We start from the raw sequence: 17,314 nt of genomic DNA on the forward strand, positions 1-17,314 counted from the left end.
CGCTTCGCCGCCGGCGGCAAGGCGCTGGGCGCCGCCGCCGTGGCGCGCTGGCTCGGGCAGTCCGCTGCCGATAGCGCTGATAGCGGCGATAGCGCCGCCGCCGCCGACGATGGCCTCGGCTACGTGATGCGCGACATGGCGTTCTGGAGCCACCTCACCCAGGCCATGCGCGGCGCGCAGGACGGCGTGCCGGGCACGCTCGATGCCGGCGTGGCCGAGTTGTTCCGCGCCGCCCAGCGCAGCGCGGCGGATGACTTCCAGCAGGCGCTGTCGCTGCTCAAGGAGAGCCTGGCGTGGCGCCGCAGCGACCGCCTCGACCAGAGCCGCGCGGCGCTGCGCCGCTTCCACCGCGTGGTGGCGCGGGGCGGCGTCAGCGCGGCCCTGCCCACCTTCGCGGCGATGGGCCACGTGGTGCGTGCGTGGGAACACTACGCACGCGGCGACCTGGACACCGCACAGGGCGAACTGGCGCGGCTCAACGCCGATGCCGAGCTGCGCCCGGTGGTGCGCTACAACCCGCGCGTGCGCTTCGAAACGCTGAACCTGGGCGCACTGGTGCGCAAGAGTCTGGCGCTGCGGCCGGACGACCCCAAGGCCAAACCCGGCAAAGTGGATCGCCACGCCGCCGCGCGCGACGCCCTCCAGGCGTTTTCCGGCGCGCTGCAGGCCGGCTACGAGGCCGATTCGGTCGATGCCGTGCAGCACGCCGCCGCCAATATCGGCTGGTCGCTGTGGCTGTTCTGGCAGCACGGGCTGGTCGATGAAGGACGCGCGCTGGCCGCCGGCGACGTGCAGCGGCAGGCCATGCGCTGGCTGGGCCTGTCCGAATGGATCTGTGACCGCTTCGGCGTGGGCGGCGGCTCGGCCTGGAACACGATCTTCCTGCTGCGCGTGGCACGCGGCACCGCCGATGTGGAGGCCCCCGACAGCGTTGCCGCGTTCCGCAGCCAGCGGCCGCTCACCGTGGCCGCCGCCATCGACGCCCTGCGCCCCTTCCACGCCCCGTTCGCGCCGGCCAAGGGCTTCGTGCGCTGGTCGTCGGTGGCCGCCTTCGCGCTGGAGGAGCACGATGCCGGCCACGTGCGCTACAACGCGCTCCAGCTCGCCAACCTGCTGATGGAATCGGCCTGGTACCTCACCCACGAGCAGGGCGCCACGGCCATCGCCTATACCGCGATGGAGCGGCTGGCGCAGCAGATCGGCGCGCTCAGGCCCGCCGAGCGCGGCTTCTTCCGCGCCGGGCTGCGCGCGTTTCCGCCGGAGTTACGGGCGGCGGCGGCGGAAGCCATGCGCCGCCCGCGCCTCAGCCGCTGAACTGAACCGCCCGCACCGGCAACGCGCGGCGGCGCGGCGCATTGGTCATGTCGGCCACATCGCCGGCCCCTCCCCCCGCCCGGCCCGGCAGGCGGAAGAACGCCACCGCCTCGTTGAGCATGCGGCCCTGTTCGTCAAGCGAGCGGGAGGCCGTGGCGGCCTCGTGTACGAGGGTGGCGTTCTGCTGGGTGACCTGGTCGATCTGCACGATGGCCTGGTTGACCTGCTCGATGCCCCGGTTCTGTTCGGCGGACGCCGCCGCGATCTCGTTGACGATGCCCGTCACGCGGGCCACCGCCTGGGTCACCTCGCCCATCGTCTTGCCGGCCTCGCTGGCCAGCAAGGCGCCTTCGCTCACCTGCGCCACGGAGGCCTCGATCAGCTCCTTGATCTCCTTGGCCGCGCTGGACGAACGCTGCGCCAGCCCGCGCACCTCGCTGGCCACCACCGCAAAGCCGCGCCCCTGCTCCCCGGCGCGCGCCGCTTCCACGGCCGCGTTGAGCGCGAGGATGTTGGTCTGGAAGGCGATGCCCTCGATGATGCCGGTGATATCGGCAATCTTGGCCGAACTGGCGCTGATGCCGTTCATGGTGTCCACCACGCGGCCCACCGTGCCGCTGCCCTCTTGCGCCACGGTGGCAGCGCTGCGGGCCAGTTCGCTGGCCTGGCGGGCGTTCTCGGTGTTGTGGCGCACCGTGGCGGTCAGTTCCTCCATGCTGGCGGCGGTCTGCTCCAGTGACGCCGCCTGCTCCTCGGTGCGTGCGGACAGGTCCGCGTTGCCGTTGGCGATCTCGCCCGTGGCATCGACGATGCTGGCGCTGCCCTGCCGCACGCGCGCCACGGTTTCGGTCAGGCGGTCGTTCATGTCGCGCAGCGCGCCCAGCAGGCGGCCGGTCTCGTCGTCCGAATTCACCTCGATGTGCATGCCCAGTTCGCCCCGCGCCACGGTGCGCGCCACGTTCACGGCGCGCTGGATCGGGCCGGTGATGGCGCGCGTCAGCAGCAGGCCGCCCATCAGCCCGAACACCACGGCGGCCAGCGAGACCACGACCAGCAGGTTGCGCTGCGTGCCGTAGTCGGCCTCCAGGGCGGCCACCATCTCCTGCTGGCGCTCGTGCGTGAAGCTGGCGTAGGCGTCGGTGGCCTTGACCAGCTCGGCCAGCAGCGGACGGCACTCCGCATTCATCCTGGCGATGGCCGCTTCCTGCTTCTTGTCCAGCGCAAGGCCGACGATGGCTGTCGCCACCGGGCCGTAGCGCGCCTCCACGGCGGCCATGCCGGCCACGAGGCCGCGCGCGGTTTCACTGACGTCGTCGCGCGACACCATCTCCCTGAGCCTGGTCATGCGCGCCGCCACGTCGTCATGCGCGCGCAGCACCTCGGCCTTTTCCACGTCGAGGTCCGCCTGCGTGGTCACCAGCACCAGATTGCGCGCGGCAATCGCGCGGCGGTCCACGGCGGAGCGCACTTGGGCGGCCACCTCGGCACGCGCGTTGAGGCCATCGACATAGGCCTTGAAGCCGCTGGTGGCACGGTTCAGCGCGTACAGCGACAGCCCCGACACCAGCAGCACGACCAGCGCCAGCGTGCCAAAACCGGCCACGAGCTTGGTCTTGATCGAAAGATTGCGAAAGCTCACGGTGATCCCCCTTTTCCCGAAGGCTTGCCCGCAGGCATGCCGGATTGCGCGTCACGCACACGCGTGACGGCCGAATCGCTGAGAGCCCGTTCCCCACTCGCTGGCACATCGCGATATGACTGACTCTGCCCTTGCTGGCGCGCTCGCGATTTGGCGCGCGTACGCGCCGTGCTCTGTCTAGTGCGTGGGCTAACGGCACGCCGTGGAAACCTTTACCCCTACCGCAGTAGGGCTACCCGCAGGGAGGGAATGGTTAACCCGCGCGAAGTGACGGCACCGCCAGATTTCGGTGCAAACCCGCCCCAGGACTGGGCCAATTTTAAAGTTGCATATGTAATGCATGTTTTATAGAATCGATCCGTCGCGGCGTTCGGCCGCGTGTTCATGCGAGCAACGATGTCCGTCCTGCTGCCGATCTCTCCCCCCTCCCGTCCCGACGCCGGCTATCGCGGACTGCCCGTTTTCGCACTCGGCTTCCGCCCCTTCTATCTGCTTGCCGCCGCCTTCGGCGCGCTGGCCGTGCCGGCCTGGGTGGCGCTCTACCTCGGCTGGTGGCAGCCGGCCGCGCAGCCGTGGATGGGCACCATGGCCTGGCACGCGCACGAGATGGTGTTCGGCTTCGCGGCGGCGGTGGTGGTGGGTTTCCTGTTCACCGCCGGCAAGAACTGGACGGGCCTGCAGACACCGCAGGGCACCTGGCTGGCCGCGCTGGCCGGCACGTGGCTGGCGGCACGCATCCTGATGTGGGCCGGGCCGGCCTGGGCGGCCATCGCCGTGGATGCGGCGTTCCTGCCGCTGTGCAGCTTCAGCTTCTATCGCCTGCTGCGCCGGGCCAGGAACCAGCGCAACATGGGCCTCGCCATCGCACTGGGGGTGCTGGGCGCGCTGAACCTTGCCTTCGACCTCGCCATGGCCAGCGGCCATCCCGGACTGGCCTTCCAGATGGCCGATGCGGCCACGGGGCTGGTCATCGTCTTCGTCACGGTGATCGGCGGGCGGGTGATTCCGATGTTCACCGCCAACGGCGTGCCCGGCGTGCGCATCCGCCGGATGGCGACGGTGGAGCGCGCGGTCATCGCGCTGACCCTGCTCGCCATCGTCGCCCATGCTTCGATGGTGTCGCCGCTGGCCACCACGCTGCTGGCACTCGGCGCGGCGGCGGCGCACGGCATCCGGCTGGCCGGCTGGGACCCCCTGCGCACCTGGCGCAAACCCATCGTCGCCATCCTCCACCTGGCCTATGCCTTCCTGCCGATTGGCTTCCTGCTGATTGCCGGCGCCGCGCTGGGCTGGCTGGACCGCTCCACCGCGCTCCACGCGCTGACCGTGGGCGTGATTGGCTGCGCCATCATGGCCATGATCACCCGCACCGCGCTCGGCCACACCGGCCGGCGGCTGGAAACCGGCCATCTGGAACACCTGGCCTACGCCTGCATCGTGCTGTCCGCGCTGGTCCGGGTGGCGCTGCCGCTCTGGCTGCCGGCGCTCAAGGCCGAAGCGGTGGCCGGGGCCGGCGCGCTCTGGGTGGCGGCGTTCCTGTGCTACCTCGTCAAATACACGCCCTACCTGTTGCAGGTGCGCGTCGACGGCAGGGATGGCTGATGCAGGGGTATGTCGTGTCGATCTCCATCACTTGACCAGACCGTGTCTGTCCCGGGCGAGGTGACCGTGATGCGTCACACGCTGTCTGGATATGACGTCCTAGGTCTTGAATGCCTCCTTCGGGAGGCATTTTCAATTGGCCGCGTCGTATGATGAGGGCTTTCCCGCGTCGCGATCCCGCGAGGTTGGCCATGCCTATCACCTATCTGCGCAGTCTCACCGCGCGCCAGCGCACTGCCCACGCCAACCGGCAACTGGCCGGATTCCTGTGCTTCGTGGCGGGCGCGGCCAATGCGGGCGGGTTCCTCGCGGTCAAGCAGTACACCTCGCATATGTCCGGCATCGTCTCGGCGATGGCCGACGATCTGGTGCTCGGCAACATCGCCCTGCTGCTCCAGGGCCTGGGCGCCTTCCTCTCCTTCCTGCTCGGCGCTGCCTGCTCCGCCATCACCATCAACTGGGCCCGGCGCAACAGCCTGCGCAGCGAATACGCGCTGCCGCTGGTGCTGGAAGCCGGCCTGCTGCTCTGCTTCGGGCTGATGGGCGCGCAACTGGGCCTGAAGCAGTGGCTGTTCGTACCGGCCACGGTGATGTTGCTGTGCTTCATGATGGGCCTGCAGAACGCGATGATCACCAAGGTTTCCAACGCCGAGATCCGCACCACGCACGTCACCGGCATGGTCACGGATATCGGCATCGAACTGGGCAAGCTGTGCTACTGGAACTGGGCGCCGCCGCTGGGCAACCGGCGGCCCGTGACGGCCAACCACACCAAGCTGCGCATGCTCTCCCTGCTGGTGGGACTGTTCTTCGGCGGGGGCGTGGTGGGGGCGCTGGCGTTCAACGGCATCGGCTACACCGCCACGATTCCGCTGGCGGCGCTGCTGCTGCTGGTGGCGCTGGTGCCGGTGCTCGACGACGTGCTGCCGCGTCTCTTCCTCCTGCTGCGCGCGCGCCGGCTGGCGCGGCGCAGCCGCCGCTGGGGCCGCCGGCGCTAGGCGAACAGAACAACCCGCCAGCCACCCTAAGCGCGCGCCGCGCGCCGCACCGCCTGCGGCGGCAGGCCGAAACCGCGCACGAAGGCCTCGCGCATATGCCGGCGGTCCCGGAAGCCGGTTTCGCGCGCCACCACGTCCAGCGGGTGGCGGCTCTGTTCGATCATCAGCCGCGCCGCCTCCAGCCGCAGGCTTTCAATCGCCTTGGCCGGCGACTGCCCGGTCTCCGCCGTAAAGATCCGGCTGAACTGGCGCGGGCTCAGGTGCACCGTCTGCGCGAGTTCCTCCACCGTCAGCGGCTGGCTCAGGTGCTTGCGCGCGTGGTCGATGGCGCGCTGGATGCGGTCTGACTTCGGCGCCATGTCCAGCAGTTCCGAGTGCTGCGACTGCCCGCCCGCGCGCCGCTGCACCATCACCAGCTTGTGCGCGAGGGACCGCGCCGCGTCCGCGCCAAGATCCTTCTCGACCAGCGCCAGCGCCAGGTCAAACCCGGCCGTCATGCCCGCAGAAGTCCAGATCGGGCCATCGACGATATAGATCCGGTCGTCCTCCACGCGGATGTCCGGGTGCTGCTGCTGCATCGCCCGCGCGTACGCCCAGTGCGTGGTGGCGCGCCGGCCTTCCAGCAGCCCCGCCTCGGCCAGCACGAAGGCGCCGGTGCATATCGACGCCGCCCGCCGTGCGCGCGGCGCCGCGCGGCGCACGAAGTCCAGATGCGCCGCCGGCGTCGGCGTGGCGACCGGGTCCCCCACGCCGACGATGATCCACGTATCCACCGCCGTGCGCGGGCCGGCGGCGCGCGTCTCCACATGCATGCCCAGCGAGGAGGCCACCGGCCCGCCTTCCACCGAGTAGTTGTCGATGGCGTAGAACGGCTCGCCCGCCACCATGTTGGCGTACTCGAACACGCTCTGCGTGGCCAGCGCCATCACCTGAAAGCCATCCAGCAACAGAAATCCGATGCGATGCATTGATCACTCCACTACCCGCCGTGGGGTCATGTCCTGAATCCGTACCATAAACGTCATTTCGGCCATCGTCAAACGTCCCTACGATGGCATCCATGGATTCGACGAATCCGATCCGACGATACGAACCGATTCACAAGGAGCATCACCATGGCAATCATCCCGACCCCTCCCCTCGGCACGGCCCTGATCACGGGCGCCTCCACCGGCATTGGCGCGCTCTACGCGGAGCGGCTGGCGCGGCGCGGCTACAACCTGATCCTGGTGGCCCGCAACCGGGAGAAGCTGAACGCGCTGGCCGCGCGCATCACGGACGAGACGCGCCGCGAAGTGGAAGTGCTGGTGGCGGACCTGAACGACCGCGCCTCGCTGGCCACGGTGGAAGACAAGCTGCGCCAGGACGCCAGCATCACGCTGCTGGTGAACAACGCCGGCGTCGGCACGCACACGCCGCTGCTGGAGAGCGATGTGGACAACATGACGCGGATGGTCGAGCTGAACGTGACCGCCCTGACGCGCCTCACCTACGCCGCCGTGCCGGGCTTCGTGGCACGCGGGCAGGGGTCGATCATCAATATCGCGTCGATCGTGGCGGTGGCGCCGGAGATCCTCAACGGGGTCTATGGGGCGAGCAAGGCGTACGTGCTGGCGCTCAGCCAGTCGCTCCATCACGAGCTGAAGGACCAGGGCGTGCGCGTGCAGGCGGTGCTGCCGGGCGCCACGGCGACCGATTTCTGGGCGATTGGCGGCCTGCCGGTAGAGCACCTCGACCCCGCCATCGTGATGCCGGCGGCGGCCATGGTGGATGCGGCGCTGGCCGGCTTCGACCAGGGCGAGCTGGTCACGATCCCGTCGCTGCACGCCATCGAGACGTGGCAGGCCTATGAAAGCGCGCGCCAGTCGATGATGGGCCAGCTGTCCCGTAACGAGCCGGCCCCGCGTTACGCCACGGCGGACTGATTGTTATCGCAGTCCGAGTGACGCAAGCGTCTCTCGCAGGCCCAGCAGCTCGACCATGGTCGCGCCCTGGGCCAGCCGCTCGCGCATCTGCGCCTCCTTCTGCTCGCGCGCCGCGCTGGCGGCGATGACCTCGGGCACCTCCTCCGCCGCCACGATGACGAGGCCATCGCGGTCTCCCACCACGATGTCGCCGGGCCGCACCACCGCCCCGCCCAGGACCAGCGGCAGGTTCAGCTTGCCCGGCTGGTGCTTGTTGGTGCCGCGAATGCTAAGGCCCCGGCAGAACACCGGGAAGCCCATCTCGACGATTTGCGAGGCATCGCGCACCGCGCCGTCGATGACCAGCCCGGCAATGCCGATCTGCTGCGCCGCGAAGGTCAGCACATCGCCCCACGGGCCGGCATCGACGAACGCCTTGGCGTCCACGACCAGCACATCGCCCGGGCGCGCCTTGGTCAGCGCGTAGTGAATCATCAGGTTGTCGCCGGGGCGGATGTCCACGGTCAGCGCCGGGCCGGCCAGCCGCATGGACGGGTCCAGCGGCGCGATGCGCGGGTCCACGGCGCCCCGCTGGCCCTGTGCCTCGTGAATCGTGGCGGTACCCAGGCGCTTGAGCTGGTCCAGCTGGGCGGCGGTGATCGAAGTTGTCATGGTGAGCGGCGATGGATGTCAGTCAACGGTCGCGCCGGAGCGCTTGACCAGGGATTCCCAGTACGGCAGTTCCTTGCCGATAAAGGCGCGGAACTGGGCCGGCGTGCCGCGCACGTCGCCCGAGCCCATCTCGGCCAGCTTGGCGGCGACATCCGGCTCGCCGAGCACGGCGTTGAGGTCGTCGCTCAGGCGCTGCACCAGCGGCGCGGGCGTCTCCGCCGGCACGAACAGGCCGTACCAGTTCTCGATCACGAAGCCCGGGAAGCCGGCCTCCTGCATGGTCGGCAGGTCAGGCAGCGCACGGGCGCGCTTCGCGCCCGTGGTGGCCAGCGGCCGCACGCGGCCGGACTTGAGCTGCGGTGCCAGCGCCGTGGTGGTCTCGAAGGCAATCGGCACCTGCCCCGCCAGCACATCGCTCAGCGCCGGCCCCTGGCCGCGATACGGCACGTGGATCAGGTCCAGATGGCGCTCCAGCTTCAGCAGTTCGCCCGCCAGATGCTGCGGACTGCCGCTGCCGCCCGAGGCGTAGCTGTACTTGCCCGGCGACGCCTTGACCAGATCCACCAGCTGCCCGACGTTGCTGGCCGGCAGCGCCGTGTTGACGTAGAGCACCAGCGGCACGGACGCCACCTCGCCCACCGGGGCCAGCGCGCGGGTGGGGTCCAGCTTGAGCTTGTACAGGCTGCGATTGATGACGATGCCGGTGTTGTTGCCGAGCAGCGCCGTGCAGCCATCGCCCTTGGCGCGGCCCACGAACTCGGTGCCGATATTGCTGCTGGCGCCGCCCCGGTTGTCCACGATCACCGGCACGCCAAGGCGCTTCGACAAGCCCGGTGCGACGATGCGCGCGAGGATGTCCGTGGTACCGCCCGGCGGGTAGGGCGAGACGACGCGCAGCGTGGTGCAGGGGTAGGCGGGGGTATCGGCAGCGGCGAGGGCGGTGGATTGCACGCCGGCGAAGGCTGCAGCAAAGGTCGCGGCCAGCGCGAATCCGTACGCCGCGCGCCGGCGCCCACTGGTCTGCGGGGAGGGGAATGCCATGTCTGTCTCCATCTCTATTTATAGTGTGCGAGGGGCCGGGGCAGCCCCTTCGCCACGCCGGGCTCAGTGGCCGGCGCGTTGCAGCGTGTGATAGCCGAACTGGCGGCGGGCGTCACGCAGCGCCATGCCCTCCAGCGCGGCGCCGAGAATCTGGTCCTCCACGTCACGCGTGCGCAGCGCGCGTTCGAACACCTCCTGCGCGCGAGCCTGCGGGACGACCACCACGCCGTCCGGGTCCGCCACGATGAAGTCGCCGCTGGCCACGCGCACATCGCCCAAACTCACCGGCTGCTCCACCGCCCGCACCTGCACCCGGTCCTTGCCGGTGCGCATGAAGCGGCCGCGCGCATAGAGCGGATAGCCGGCCGCGTCGGCCTCGGCGGTGTCCCGGCAGACGCCGTGGATCACCGTGCCGCCCACCCCGCGATGCGCCGCCAGCCGGCTCATGATGCCGCCCCAGACCGTGCAGTCCACGCGGCCCGCGTTGTCCAGCACGGCCACTGCGCCCTGCGGAATGTCATCGAGAAAGTCGCCCACGGTGCCCGGCGTGGCCAGGTCCACCGGCACGAAGGCCACGGTGAAGGCCGGGCCGAACACCTGCGGCTGGCCGGCGATGTGCTGGATGCCCAGCGCGCTGCCGGGCAGGCGGAAATAGTCGAGGGCGTCCGAGATCTCGGCGGTCGAGAGTTGGCGGGCGCGGGCCAGCCAGTCGGCCTGGCCGGGTTGGGAGGTGTCGGGGGTGTCGGGGGTGTCGCTCATCGTGCTGCGTCTCCTGCTGCTTTTCTCTACGGATGCACGCAGTTTCAAGTAAAGTCCTATCGAGATCAAACATCGAAAAATGGACTCGACTTCAATAAAAATGAACTTGCGGCAGCTACGTTATTTTTGCGAAGTGGTGGATGCGGGCAGCGCGGCGGAAGCCGCCAACCGGCTGTTCGTGGCACCCACGGCCATCAGCATGCAGCTTGGGCAGCTGGAATCCCTGCTCGGCGCGCCCGTGTTCGACCGCTCCCGCCGCCCGATGACGCTGACCGCCACCGGCCAGTTTCTCTATCCGCGCGCCAAGGACCTGCTCGCGCAGATGCGCCGGCTGGACGAGGAGGCGCGCGCCATCGCCGCCGGCAACCTGGGCTGGCTCGGCATCGGCTTTACGCGCTCGGCCATCTTCTCGATCCTGCCGGCAGCGGTGCAGCGCTTTCGGGAACAGCATCCGGATGTGCACTTGGATCCACTCGAACTGCTGTCCGAGCACCAGCCGGCGCAACTGCGGCGCGGGCGTATCGACGTGGGCATCTCGCGCTATGTGGGCGAGTTCGAGCGGCCTGCCGACCTGCACTACACCACGCTGTTCGAAGACCCCTTCGTGGCCGCCGTGCCGTTGCAGAGCCCGCTGGCACAGCGCACCGCCATCGCCGCGCGGGAGCTGGACGCGCTGCCGCTGATCCAGTATCCGAAAGACCCGCAGAGCGGGTTCGCCAGCCATATGGTGACGGCACTGCGCGACGCCGGCGCCCATCCCACGCCAGGACATGAGGCCATCGAGATCCATACCGCGCTGGGGCTGGTGGCAGCCGGGCTCGGCTTCACGCTGGTAGGGGCGTCGGTGGCGGCGCCGAACCGCACCGACGTCGCCTTCGTGCCGATCGACGATCTCCGCGTGCGCGCCACGCTGGTGGCCGTGACCCGCGCCGGGACACCGAGCCCGGTGATCGACGCCTTCGTGGCCGCGCTCGCCGCCAGCCATGATGGCGTGAAACCCCGATGACATCGGCCGGACTTTATTAGAGGTTCACGTGCAGCAATCGTCATAACAGCTTCACGCTCCCTCCCTAGCATGGCGGGCTTCCGTTCGTTCCCCGGCCGCCGCGCCTGCCCACCATGCTCTCTCCCCGCCATGCCCGTACCCTGATCGCCAGCCTGATCGGGGCCATGCTGCTGACCGCCTGCGGCGGCAGCGACGACAACAACACCAACAACACGGGCGCATCGACCCCGCCGCTGGCCGTGCCGGCGGCGCCGAAGGACCTCGGTTTCGTCGATAGCGCGCCCGTGGCCGACCAGGCGGCGGTGCTGCCGTTCGTCGACTTCGCCTATACCAACCAGCGCGGCGACGCGCGCTACGCCACGCAGGACACCAACGCCGGCGTGCGCGTGCTGGGTGGCTTCCTCGACCTGTGGCAGCCCCGCTCGCTGATCGTCGATGCCGGCACCACCGCGGCGGCCAACGGCAGCTTCCCGGCCGTGGTGGCCTCGGACTGGACCGGCCTGCCCGGCGACGCCACCGACGGCACGATCCGCAACGCCGCCGTGCTCGCCGCCAACATCGACTACGTGGCCACCGTGACCGCGCAGCGCACCGCCGCCCAGACGCTGGCCGCCTATCTCGACGACCGCCGGGGCAAGGCGTACAGCATCACCGACGGCATGGGCCCGCTGACCACCGCATGGCGCACCGCCGCCCAGCAGACCACCACGATCACCGACATCGCCGCCGACGCCACGACCGTGCTCTACAACGACAGCGGCAACAACACCGGCGTGGCCGGCAGCGCCAACACGGCGTTCGGCACGGTGGTGGACTTCGTCAACAACATCGGCGAGAACGGCTCCACCGAACCGGCCAAGCGCTTCTTCAAGTACGCGCGTCCGTGGCGCTGGAGCGCCAGCGTGCAGGTGGTGCCGGCGCTGGAACCGGCCAAGAGCCCCACGCCGGCCACCGATGGCGGCTACACCAGCGGCCACACCGCCGAAGCGGTGCGCGACGCCATCGCCATGGCCTACGTGGTGCCCGAGCGCTTCCAGGAGATGGTGGCGCGCGGCCTGGAACTTGGCGAGAACCGCATCCTCGCCGGCATGCACTCGCCGCTGGACGTGGTGAGCGGCCGCATGCTCGGCCAGGCCACGGCGGCGGCCAGCATCGCCACCGGCAACAATGCCGCCCGCAAGGACGCGGCCTACGCCCAGGCCCGCAGCACGCTGATGGCGGCGGCCAACGTCACCACCGACGCAGCGTTCCGTGACTTCGCGCATTCGGGCAGCACCGCCACCGACCGCTTTGCCGACTACGCCACCAACAAAGCCAACTACGTGCGCCGCATGACATTCGGCTTCGCGCCGATCGCCGATACGACGAAGCCGGCGGTGGTGCCGAAGGGGGCCGAGGTGCTGCTGGAGACGCGCCTGCCGTACCTGGACGCCGCCCAGCGCCGCGTGGTGCTGAAGACCACGGCCGTGGCGTCGGGCTACCCGGTGATGGACGATGCCGAAGGCTGGGGCCGCCTGAACCTGTTCGCCGCGGCCGATGGCTACGGCGCGTTCCGGGGCGACGTGGTCGTGAACATGGATGCCAGCCGTGGCGGTTTCCACGCGCTGGACACGTGGCGCAACGACATCGGCGGTGACGGCAAGCTGACCAAGCAGGGCACCGGCACATTGCGCCTGGGCGGCCAGAACACCTACACGGGCGGCACGCAGGTGACGGCCGGCATGCTGCAGGCGGTCTCGGCCACGGCATTCGGCAAGGGAGAGGTCTATCTGGGCGGCGGTACGCTGGCGTCGAGCGCGGACGCGCAACTGGTGATCGCCGGCGCGTTCACGCAACTGGCCGACACCACGCTGCAACTGGACATCGGCAGCGGCGGCGCGGGGCGCCTCGCGGTCAGCGGCATCGCCACGGTGGCGGGCGGCACGCTGGCGGTGAACTTCCGCAGCGGCTTCCGTCCGTCGGTGGGCGACACCATTGCGCTGCTGAACTGCGGCAGCCTGCGCGGCCGCTTCACGACGATCTCGGTGCCGGGCTACAAGACCACGGCGGTCTACACCGAGACGGGCCTGTCGATCCGCATCGACGGCACGGCCTGAGGGAGCTTGAGGGAGCCTGAGGGAGCCTGAGGGAGCCTGAGGGGCTAGAACACGCCGAGCGCGAGGCCGGCCGCCAGGCCGGCGCCAAGCTCGGCGCAATGGTCCAGGTCGTCCTGGCCGATCTGTTTCGTGGCGAGGATGGCTTCCGGCGTCTGCGCCCTGGTGCAGACAATCAGCGTCGGCGCCACGCGGTTGAGGCGCCAGCCCGTGGCGATGCGCTCAAGCTGGCGCTGCGCGTTCTGGCCGTCACTGCCGGCGCAGATCATGGCCGCGTAGGGGCGGCCGTTCACGCGGTCCAGCACCGGGTAGTAGCAACGGTCGAAGAAATCCTTCATCAGGCCGGACATCGCCGCCAGGTTCTCTGGCGTGGCGAACAGGTAGCCGTCGGCCGCGAGCACATCGGCGGCGCCGGCCTCGGTGGCGCGCAGCAGCCGGACGGCCACGCCCTCCTGCCCGCGCGCCGCCCGGGCCGCCGCCTCCGCCATCTGCGCCGTGCCCCCGGTCATCGTGTGATAGACGATCAACAAGGTCTTCATGGTGCGCCGACTCTACCATGTGGGACCGGGTGTGTTCAGCGCGCGGAGTCGAGCACCTCGCCTGCCGACTGCACGGCCTGGGCCTTGGTGTAGCTCTCGATCAGCAACTGGTAGGCCGGGAAGATCTTCGTGTAGACCTCGGCCCACTGCTGGGCATCGTCGCGATGCCAGGTCTGCTGGAGTTCGGAGGCCACGGCGGCGGTGTCCATCGGCACCACGCCGGCCTGCACCACGCGCGCCAGCGTGATCTCCTGGGCCATTTTCGAGTAGGTGCCGGACGCATCGACCACCGCGAACACCTTGTAGCCGTCCGCCACCGCGCTGATCGACGGAAAGGCCATGCAGACGCTGGTGATGGTGCCGGCGATGACCAGCGTCTTCCGCCCGGTCTCCTTCACGGCGGCGACGAACTCGGGGTTGTCCCACGCGTTGATCTCGCCCCTGCGCGCCACATAGCGCGCGTGCGGCGCATTCTCATGGATTTCGGGAATCAGCGGGCCGTTGGGCCCCTGCGGCACGGACGCGGTGGTGATGACCGGCAGCTTGCAGAGCGTGGCCATCCGGGCCAGCGCCGCCGCGCGCTGGCGCAGTTCGGGCATCGGCATGTCGCCGATGGTCTGAAACAGGCCGCTCTGATGGTCGATCAGGAGCATCGCGGTATCGGAGGGGTCGATAACAGGACGCTGGCCGTTGAAGTTTGCCGGGCTGCTCATGGTGGTTCTCCTTGGAGGTGAGTGCGGACTCAGCATAGGCTGCCCGCGGCTTTGGCTGTAGACTCGGATTCACGCTCTCAGCGTCCTATTTCGTGAACGACAAACCCAGGCACGCATGCAAGATCTGAACGATCTCTACTACTACGTGGAGGCAGTGGAACATGGCGGCTTCGCGCCGGCCGGCCGTGCGCTGGGGGTGCCGAAGTCCAAGCTCAGCCGGCGCATCAGCCTGCTGGAGGAGCGGCTCGGCGTGCGGCTGATCCACCGCTCCACGCGCCAGTTCGCCATGACGGAGATCGGCCGCACCTACTACGAGCACTGCAAGGCGATGCTGGTGGAGGCGGAGGCGGCGCAGGACGCCATCGACATGACCCGCGCGGCGCCGCGCGGCATTGTGCGTGTGACGTGTCCGGTGGCGCTGCTGCAGGTTCACGTCGGCACCATGCTGGCGGACTTCATGGTGCGCCACCCGCATGTGACGCTTCATCTGGAAGCGACCAACCGGCGCGTGGACCCGGTGGCGGAAGCGGTGGACGTGGCCATTCGCGTCCGGCCGCCGCCGCTGCAGGACAGCGACCTGGTCATCCGCGTGCTGGCCGAACGCACGCAATGCCTGTTCGCCAGCGCCGACCTCGTGCGGCAGCGTGGCCTGCCGCAACGCCCGGCGGACCTGGCCGACTGGCCGAGCCTGAGCCTGGGCGCCCCGCAGGCCGAGCATGTCTGGCGACTATGCGGCCCCGATGGCGAGGCGGCGGACATCCGCCATCGGCCGCGCTTCGTGACCGGCGACATGATCGCGCTGCGCACCGCCGCGCTGGCGGGGGTGGGCGTGGGACACCTGCCAGTGATGATGGTGTCGGCGCAGCTGGCCGAGGGCTCGCTGGTACGGCTGCTGCCGGAATGGCCGCCCCGGCCCGAAATCCTGCACGTGGTCTTCCCCTCCCGGCGCGGCCTGCTGCCGTCGGTCCGGGCACTGGTGGACCATCTCGCCGAAGCGTTCGGGGCGCTGCGCGAAGCCTAGCGCCCCAGGGCGCGGGACGGCCCGGGCCGGCGCCGTCCCATCGGCGAAATCAGGGCGGCTTACTTGCTGCCCTTGACCGTGGTGTAGCTCGTGATCAGGTTGCGGTAGTCGGGAATGTGGTTCGAGAACAGCGTGCCGAGCCCCTCGATGTCGTTGCGCCAGTCGCGGTGCAGCTCGCACGCCACGCCGAACCAGCTCATCAGCTGCGCGCCGGCCTGGGTCATGCGCTGCCAGGCCGCGTCCCGCGTGATCGGGTTGAAGGTGCCGGAGGCGTCGGTGACCACGAAGACGTCATAGCCTTCCTCGATGGCCGACAGTGCCGGGAAGGCGACGCAGACCTCGGTGACCACGCCGGCGATCAGCAGCTGCTTCTTGCCGGTGGCCTTCACGGCGGCGACGAAGTCGGCGTTGTCCCAGGCGTTGATCTGGCCGGGGCGCGGAATGAACGGCGCCTCGGGGAACATCGCCTTCAGTTCCGGGGCGAGCGGGCCGTTCGGGCCATCCTCGAAGCTCGTGGTCAGGACGGTGGGCAGGCCGAAGTATTTGGCACAGTCGGCCAGCGCCAGCACATTGTTCTTGAACTTGTCGGGTTCGATATCACGCACCAGCGACATCAGGCCGGCCTGATGGTCCACCAGCAGCACGGCGGCTTGGGACTTGTCCAGGCGGTTATACGTTTTGGTCATCATGCGCTCCAATGGAAGACCTGGGCCGGGCGGACGGGCATCCGCCCGGCGGGGGTAGCCCTGCGGGCCAGGCTCCGCCGCGAAACGGCGGCGTGAAGTCCACTGTAGGCGATCCATCGGCAGCGCGGCAGTCATGAAATGCGGATCGCAGCGTCCTGGCAAAGGAACGCTGCGCGGGACTGCCATCCAACCAGATCGGGCCGATCAGACCAGATTGATCTCGATATGGATGTTGCCGGTGAGGGCCTTCGAGTACGGGCAGGTCTGGTGGGCCGTCTCCACCAGCGCCTGCGCCACATCGCGCGGCACGCCCGGCAGGCTCACGTTCAGGCGCGCCTGCAGCAGGTAGGCATCGCCGGCCTTGCCGAGGTCCACTTCCGCGTCCACGGCGGTGTCGCCCGGCAGTTGCACCTTGCGGGCCTTGGCCGCGAGGCCCATGGCGCCGATGAAGCACGCGGACCATCCGGCGGCCAGCAGCTGTTCCGGGTTGGTGCCGATGCCGCGGGTGCCCGGCGAGGCCAGCTTGATGTCCAGCCGGCCGTCGTCGCTGCGCGCCGCGCCGTCACGGCCGCCGGAGGTGATGTGGACCTTGCCGGTGTACAGGACGTTTTCGATACGGGTCATGTCGTTTTCCAGTTTGCGGGTTGAAATGCGTGGATCCAGTCGGGCGGATCAGGTGAATCAGGCGAATCAGTCGAATCAGGCGTAGGCGCCGTCGAGGTAGGGGTCGACCGTGCGTGCCGGGTCGGCCGAGACGCCGGTGCGGTCCAGGCCGGCCACGATGCGGGCGCCGTCCGTGTACGGATCGACATTGCGGGCGCCATCGGTGAACGGGTCGACGTTGCGGGCGCCGTCGCTGTACGGGCTGCGGGCGTCCTGCACGGAGCGGGCACCGTCGCTGTACGGGTTGCGCGGCTCCTGCACCGAGCGGGCACCGTCGGTGTAGACATCACGGGCGCCGGTTACGGCGGCTTGGGCGCCGGCAGCGGCGGCAACGAGGGCAACGGCGAGAACGAGGCGCTTGGCGATGGAGGTCATGATCGTATTTCCTTGAAATTTGGGTTCGGTAGTCATTCAGGTATTGCGAGGCGGGTTGCGGTGCGTCTGGTTTGTTCGCTTGCCGCGCTGCCACGGAATGCATTTAAGTCGACGGACGTATCGCGCCCGTAGCGATTTGGGGGCCTTACTGTCAGGGCACGTATCGCTGCGGGAGCCAGATACAAAGGCGTACAAAAAGGCGGCGGGGCGGAGGGGGGGAGCACCCCGATCCGGCGGGATTCGGGTGACGGGAACGGGCCAAAGCGGGCCAAACCGGGGACCAAATCGG

The 17,314-nt window shown here is 69.4% G+C and carries 16 protein-coding genes and 1 pseudogene; 7 read left to right on the forward strand and 10 right to left on the reverse strand.

Going from position 1 to position 17,314, the window contains the following annotated elements:
• Positions 1-1,314, forward strand: a 1,314-nt coding sequence (locus tag KHO18_RS11735; RefSeq protein ID WP_211943247.1) for a hypothetical protein, incomplete at its 5' end; no start/stop codon positions are given.
• Here KHO18_RS11735 and KHO18_RS11740 read toward each other — a convergent pair.
• On the reverse strand, positions 1,304-2,953 hold the full coding sequence (locus KHO18_RS11740; protein ID WP_211943248.1) for a methyl-accepting chemotaxis protein: 1,650 nt from the start codon (positions 2,951-2,953) through the stop codon (positions 1,304-1,306). The genes KHO18_RS11735 and KHO18_RS11740 overlap by 11 nt on opposite strands.
• A 396-nt stretch (positions 2,954-3,349) precedes the next feature.
• Between KHO18_RS11740 and KHO18_RS11745 the strand changes: the two genes are divergently transcribed.
• Positions 3,350-4,555, forward strand: coding sequence for an NnrS family protein (locus tag KHO18_RS11745; protein WP_211943249.1), 1,206 nt, complete (start codon positions 3,350-3,352; stop codon positions 4,553-4,555).
• Between the two features lie 191 nt (positions 4,556-4,746).
• Positions 4,747-5,544 (forward strand): annotated as a pseudogene (locus tag KHO18_RS11750) (YoaK family protein); the annotation flags it as partial.
• 35 nt (positions 5,545-5,579) lie between these two features.
• Here KHO18_RS11750 and KHO18_RS11755 read toward each other — a convergent pair.
• Complete coding sequence (locus KHO18_RS11755; protein ID WP_144199999.1) at positions 5,580-6,521, reverse strand: GlxA family transcriptional regulator; 942 nt, start codon at positions 6,519-6,521, stop codon at positions 5,580-5,582.
• Between the two features lie 147 nt (positions 6,522-6,668).
• On the opposite strand from KHO18_RS11755, the gene KHO18_RS11760 reads away from it, so the two are divergent.
• Complete coding sequence (locus KHO18_RS11760) at positions 6,669-7,478, forward strand: SDR family NAD(P)-dependent oxidoreductase (protein ID WP_144199997.1); 810 nt, start codon at positions 6,669-6,671, stop codon at positions 7,476-7,478.
• A 3-nt stretch (positions 7,479-7,481) separates the two neighbouring features.
• Here the strand turns inward: KHO18_RS11760 and KHO18_RS11765 are convergent, their stop codons facing one another.
• The 3 genes from KHO18_RS11765 to KHO18_RS11775 form a co-directional block, all read right to left on the reverse strand.
• The gene (locus tag KHO18_RS11765) at positions 7,482-8,129 is read right to left on the reverse strand and encodes a 4-carboxy-4-hydroxy-2-oxoadipate aldolase/oxaloacetate decarboxylase (protein ID WP_144199995.1); all 648 of its coding nucleotides are present in this window, start codon (positions 8,127-8,129) and stop codon (positions 7,482-7,484) included.
• Between the two features lie 18 nt (positions 8,130-8,147).
• Complete coding sequence (locus KHO18_RS11770; protein WP_144199993.1) at positions 8,148-9,170, reverse strand: Bug family tripartite tricarboxylate transporter substrate binding protein; 1,023 nt, start codon at positions 9,168-9,170, stop codon at positions 8,148-8,150.
• A 63-nt stretch (positions 9,171-9,233) separates the two neighbouring features.
• Positions 9,234-9,929 (reverse strand): RraA family protein, encoded by a 696-nt coding sequence (locus KHO18_RS11775; RefSeq protein ID WP_211943250.1) that lies wholly within the window; start codon positions 9,927-9,929, stop codon positions 9,234-9,236.
• Positions 9,930-10,029: 100 nt separating this feature from the next.
• Between KHO18_RS11775 and KHO18_RS11780 the strand changes: the two genes are divergently transcribed.
• Together KHO18_RS11780 and KHO18_RS11785 are read left to right on the forward strand one after the other, a co-directional pair.
• Positions 10,030-10,935: a LysR family transcriptional regulator gene (locus KHO18_RS11780; protein ID WP_211943251.1), complete on the forward strand. Its 906-nt coding sequence runs from the start codon at positions 10,030-10,032 to the stop codon at positions 10,933-10,935.
• Positions 10,936-11,048: 113 nt separating this feature from the next.
• Positions 11,049-13,031, forward strand: a complete 1,983-nt coding sequence (locus tag KHO18_RS11785) for a phosphatase PAP2 family protein (protein ID WP_144199987.1) — start codon at positions 11,049-11,051, stop codon at positions 13,029-13,031.
• A gap of 44 nt (positions 13,032-13,075) precedes the next feature.
• On the opposite strand, the gene KHO18_RS11790 is transcribed toward KHO18_RS11785, so the two are convergent.
• A complete protein-coding gene (locus KHO18_RS11790) occupies positions 13,076-13,567 on the reverse strand; it encodes a flavodoxin family protein (RefSeq protein ID WP_144199985.1) in 492 nt (163 codons plus the stop codon).
• Positions 13,568-13,602: 35 nt separating this feature from the next.
• Entirely contained in the window at positions 13,603-14,280 is a 678-nt protein-coding gene (locus KHO18_RS11795; RefSeq protein WP_144199983.1) for a hydrolase, read from the reverse strand.
• A gap of 115 nt (positions 14,281-14,395) precedes the next feature.
• Here KHO18_RS11795 and KHO18_RS11800 point away from each other — a divergent pair, with 115 nt between their 5' ends.
• Positions 14,396-15,301 (forward strand): LysR family transcriptional regulator, encoded by a 906-nt coding sequence (locus tag KHO18_RS11800; protein WP_144199981.1) that lies wholly within the window; start codon positions 14,396-14,398, stop codon positions 15,299-15,301.
• 59 nt (positions 15,302-15,360) lie between these two features.
• Here KHO18_RS11800 and ycaC read toward each other — a convergent pair whose 3' ends face one another.
• From ycaC to KHO18_RS11815, 3 genes are all read right to left on the reverse strand, one after another.
• The gene (gene ycaC / locus KHO18_RS11805) at positions 15,361-15,987 is read right to left on the reverse strand and encodes an isochorismate family cysteine hydrolase YcaC (protein WP_144200081.1); all 627 of its coding nucleotides are present in this window, start codon (positions 15,985-15,987) and stop codon (positions 15,361-15,363) included.
• A 204-nt stretch (positions 15,988-16,191) separates the two neighbouring features.
• Complete coding sequence (locus KHO18_RS11810; protein ID WP_144199979.1) at positions 16,192-16,611, reverse strand: organic hydroperoxide resistance protein; 420 nt, start codon at positions 16,609-16,611, stop codon at positions 16,192-16,194.
• 75 nt (positions 16,612-16,686) lie between these two features.
• A complete protein-coding gene (locus KHO18_RS11815; protein WP_144200079.1) occupies positions 16,687-17,028 on the reverse strand; it encodes a hydroxyquinol 1,2-dioxygenase in 342 nt (113 codons plus the stop codon).
• Between the last annotated feature and the right edge of the window lie 286 nt (positions 17,029-17,314).

The sequence above is a fragment of the Cupriavidus campinensis genome (genome assembly GCF_905397395.1).
Classification (GTDB): domain Bacteria; phylum Pseudomonadota; class Gammaproteobacteria; order Burkholderiales; family Burkholderiaceae; genus Cupriavidus; species Cupriavidus campinensis.

Coding starts and splice junctions, on each gene's coding strand:
- KHO18_RS11745 (WP_211943249.1), top strand. CDS start 3,350: ATGTCCGTCCTGCTGCCGATCTCTCCCCCCTCCCGTCCCGACGCCGGC.
- KHO18_RS11775 (WP_211943250.1), bottom strand. CDS start 9,929: ATGAGCGACACCCCCGACACCCCCGACACCTCCCAACCCGGCCAGGCC.
- ycaC (WP_144200081.1), bottom strand. CDS start 15,987: ATGACCAAAACGTATAACCGCCTGGACAAGTCCCAAGCCGCCGTGCTG.
- KHO18_RS11780 (WP_211943251.1), top strand. CDS start 10,030: ATGAACTTGCGGCAGCTACGTTATTTTTGCGAAGTGGTGGATGCGGGC.
- KHO18_RS11760 (WP_144199997.1), top strand. CDS start 6,669: ATGGCAATCATCCCGACCCCTCCCCTCGGCACGGCCCTGATCACGGGC.
- KHO18_RS11795 (WP_144199983.1), bottom strand. CDS start 14,280: ATGAGCAGCCCGGCAAACTTCAACGGCCAGCGTCCTGTTATCGACCCC.
- KHO18_RS11770 (WP_144199993.1), bottom strand. CDS start 9,170: ATGGCATTCCCCTCCCCGCAGACCAGTGGGCGCCGGCGCGCGGCGTAC.
- KHO18_RS11800 (WP_144199981.1), top strand. CDS start 14,396: ATGCAAGATCTGAACGATCTCTACTACTACGTGGAGGCAGTGGAACAT.
- KHO18_RS11810 (WP_144199979.1), bottom strand. CDS start 16,611: ATGACCCGTATCGAAAACGTCCTGTACACCGGCAAGGTCCACATCACC.
- KHO18_RS11785 (WP_144199987.1), top strand. CDS start 11,049: ATGCTCTCTCCCCGCCATGCCCGTACCCTGATCGCCAGCCTGATCGGG.
- KHO18_RS11765 (WP_144199995.1), bottom strand. CDS start 8,129: ATGACAACTTCGATCACCGCCGCCCAGCTGGACCAGCTCAAGCGCCTG.
- KHO18_RS11790 (WP_144199985.1), bottom strand. CDS start 13,567: ATGAAGACCTTGTTGATCGTCTATCACACGATGACCGGGGGCACGGCG.
- KHO18_RS11755 (WP_144199999.1), bottom strand. CDS start 6,521: ATGCATCGCATCGGATTTCTGTTGCTGGATGGCTTTCAGGTGATGGCG.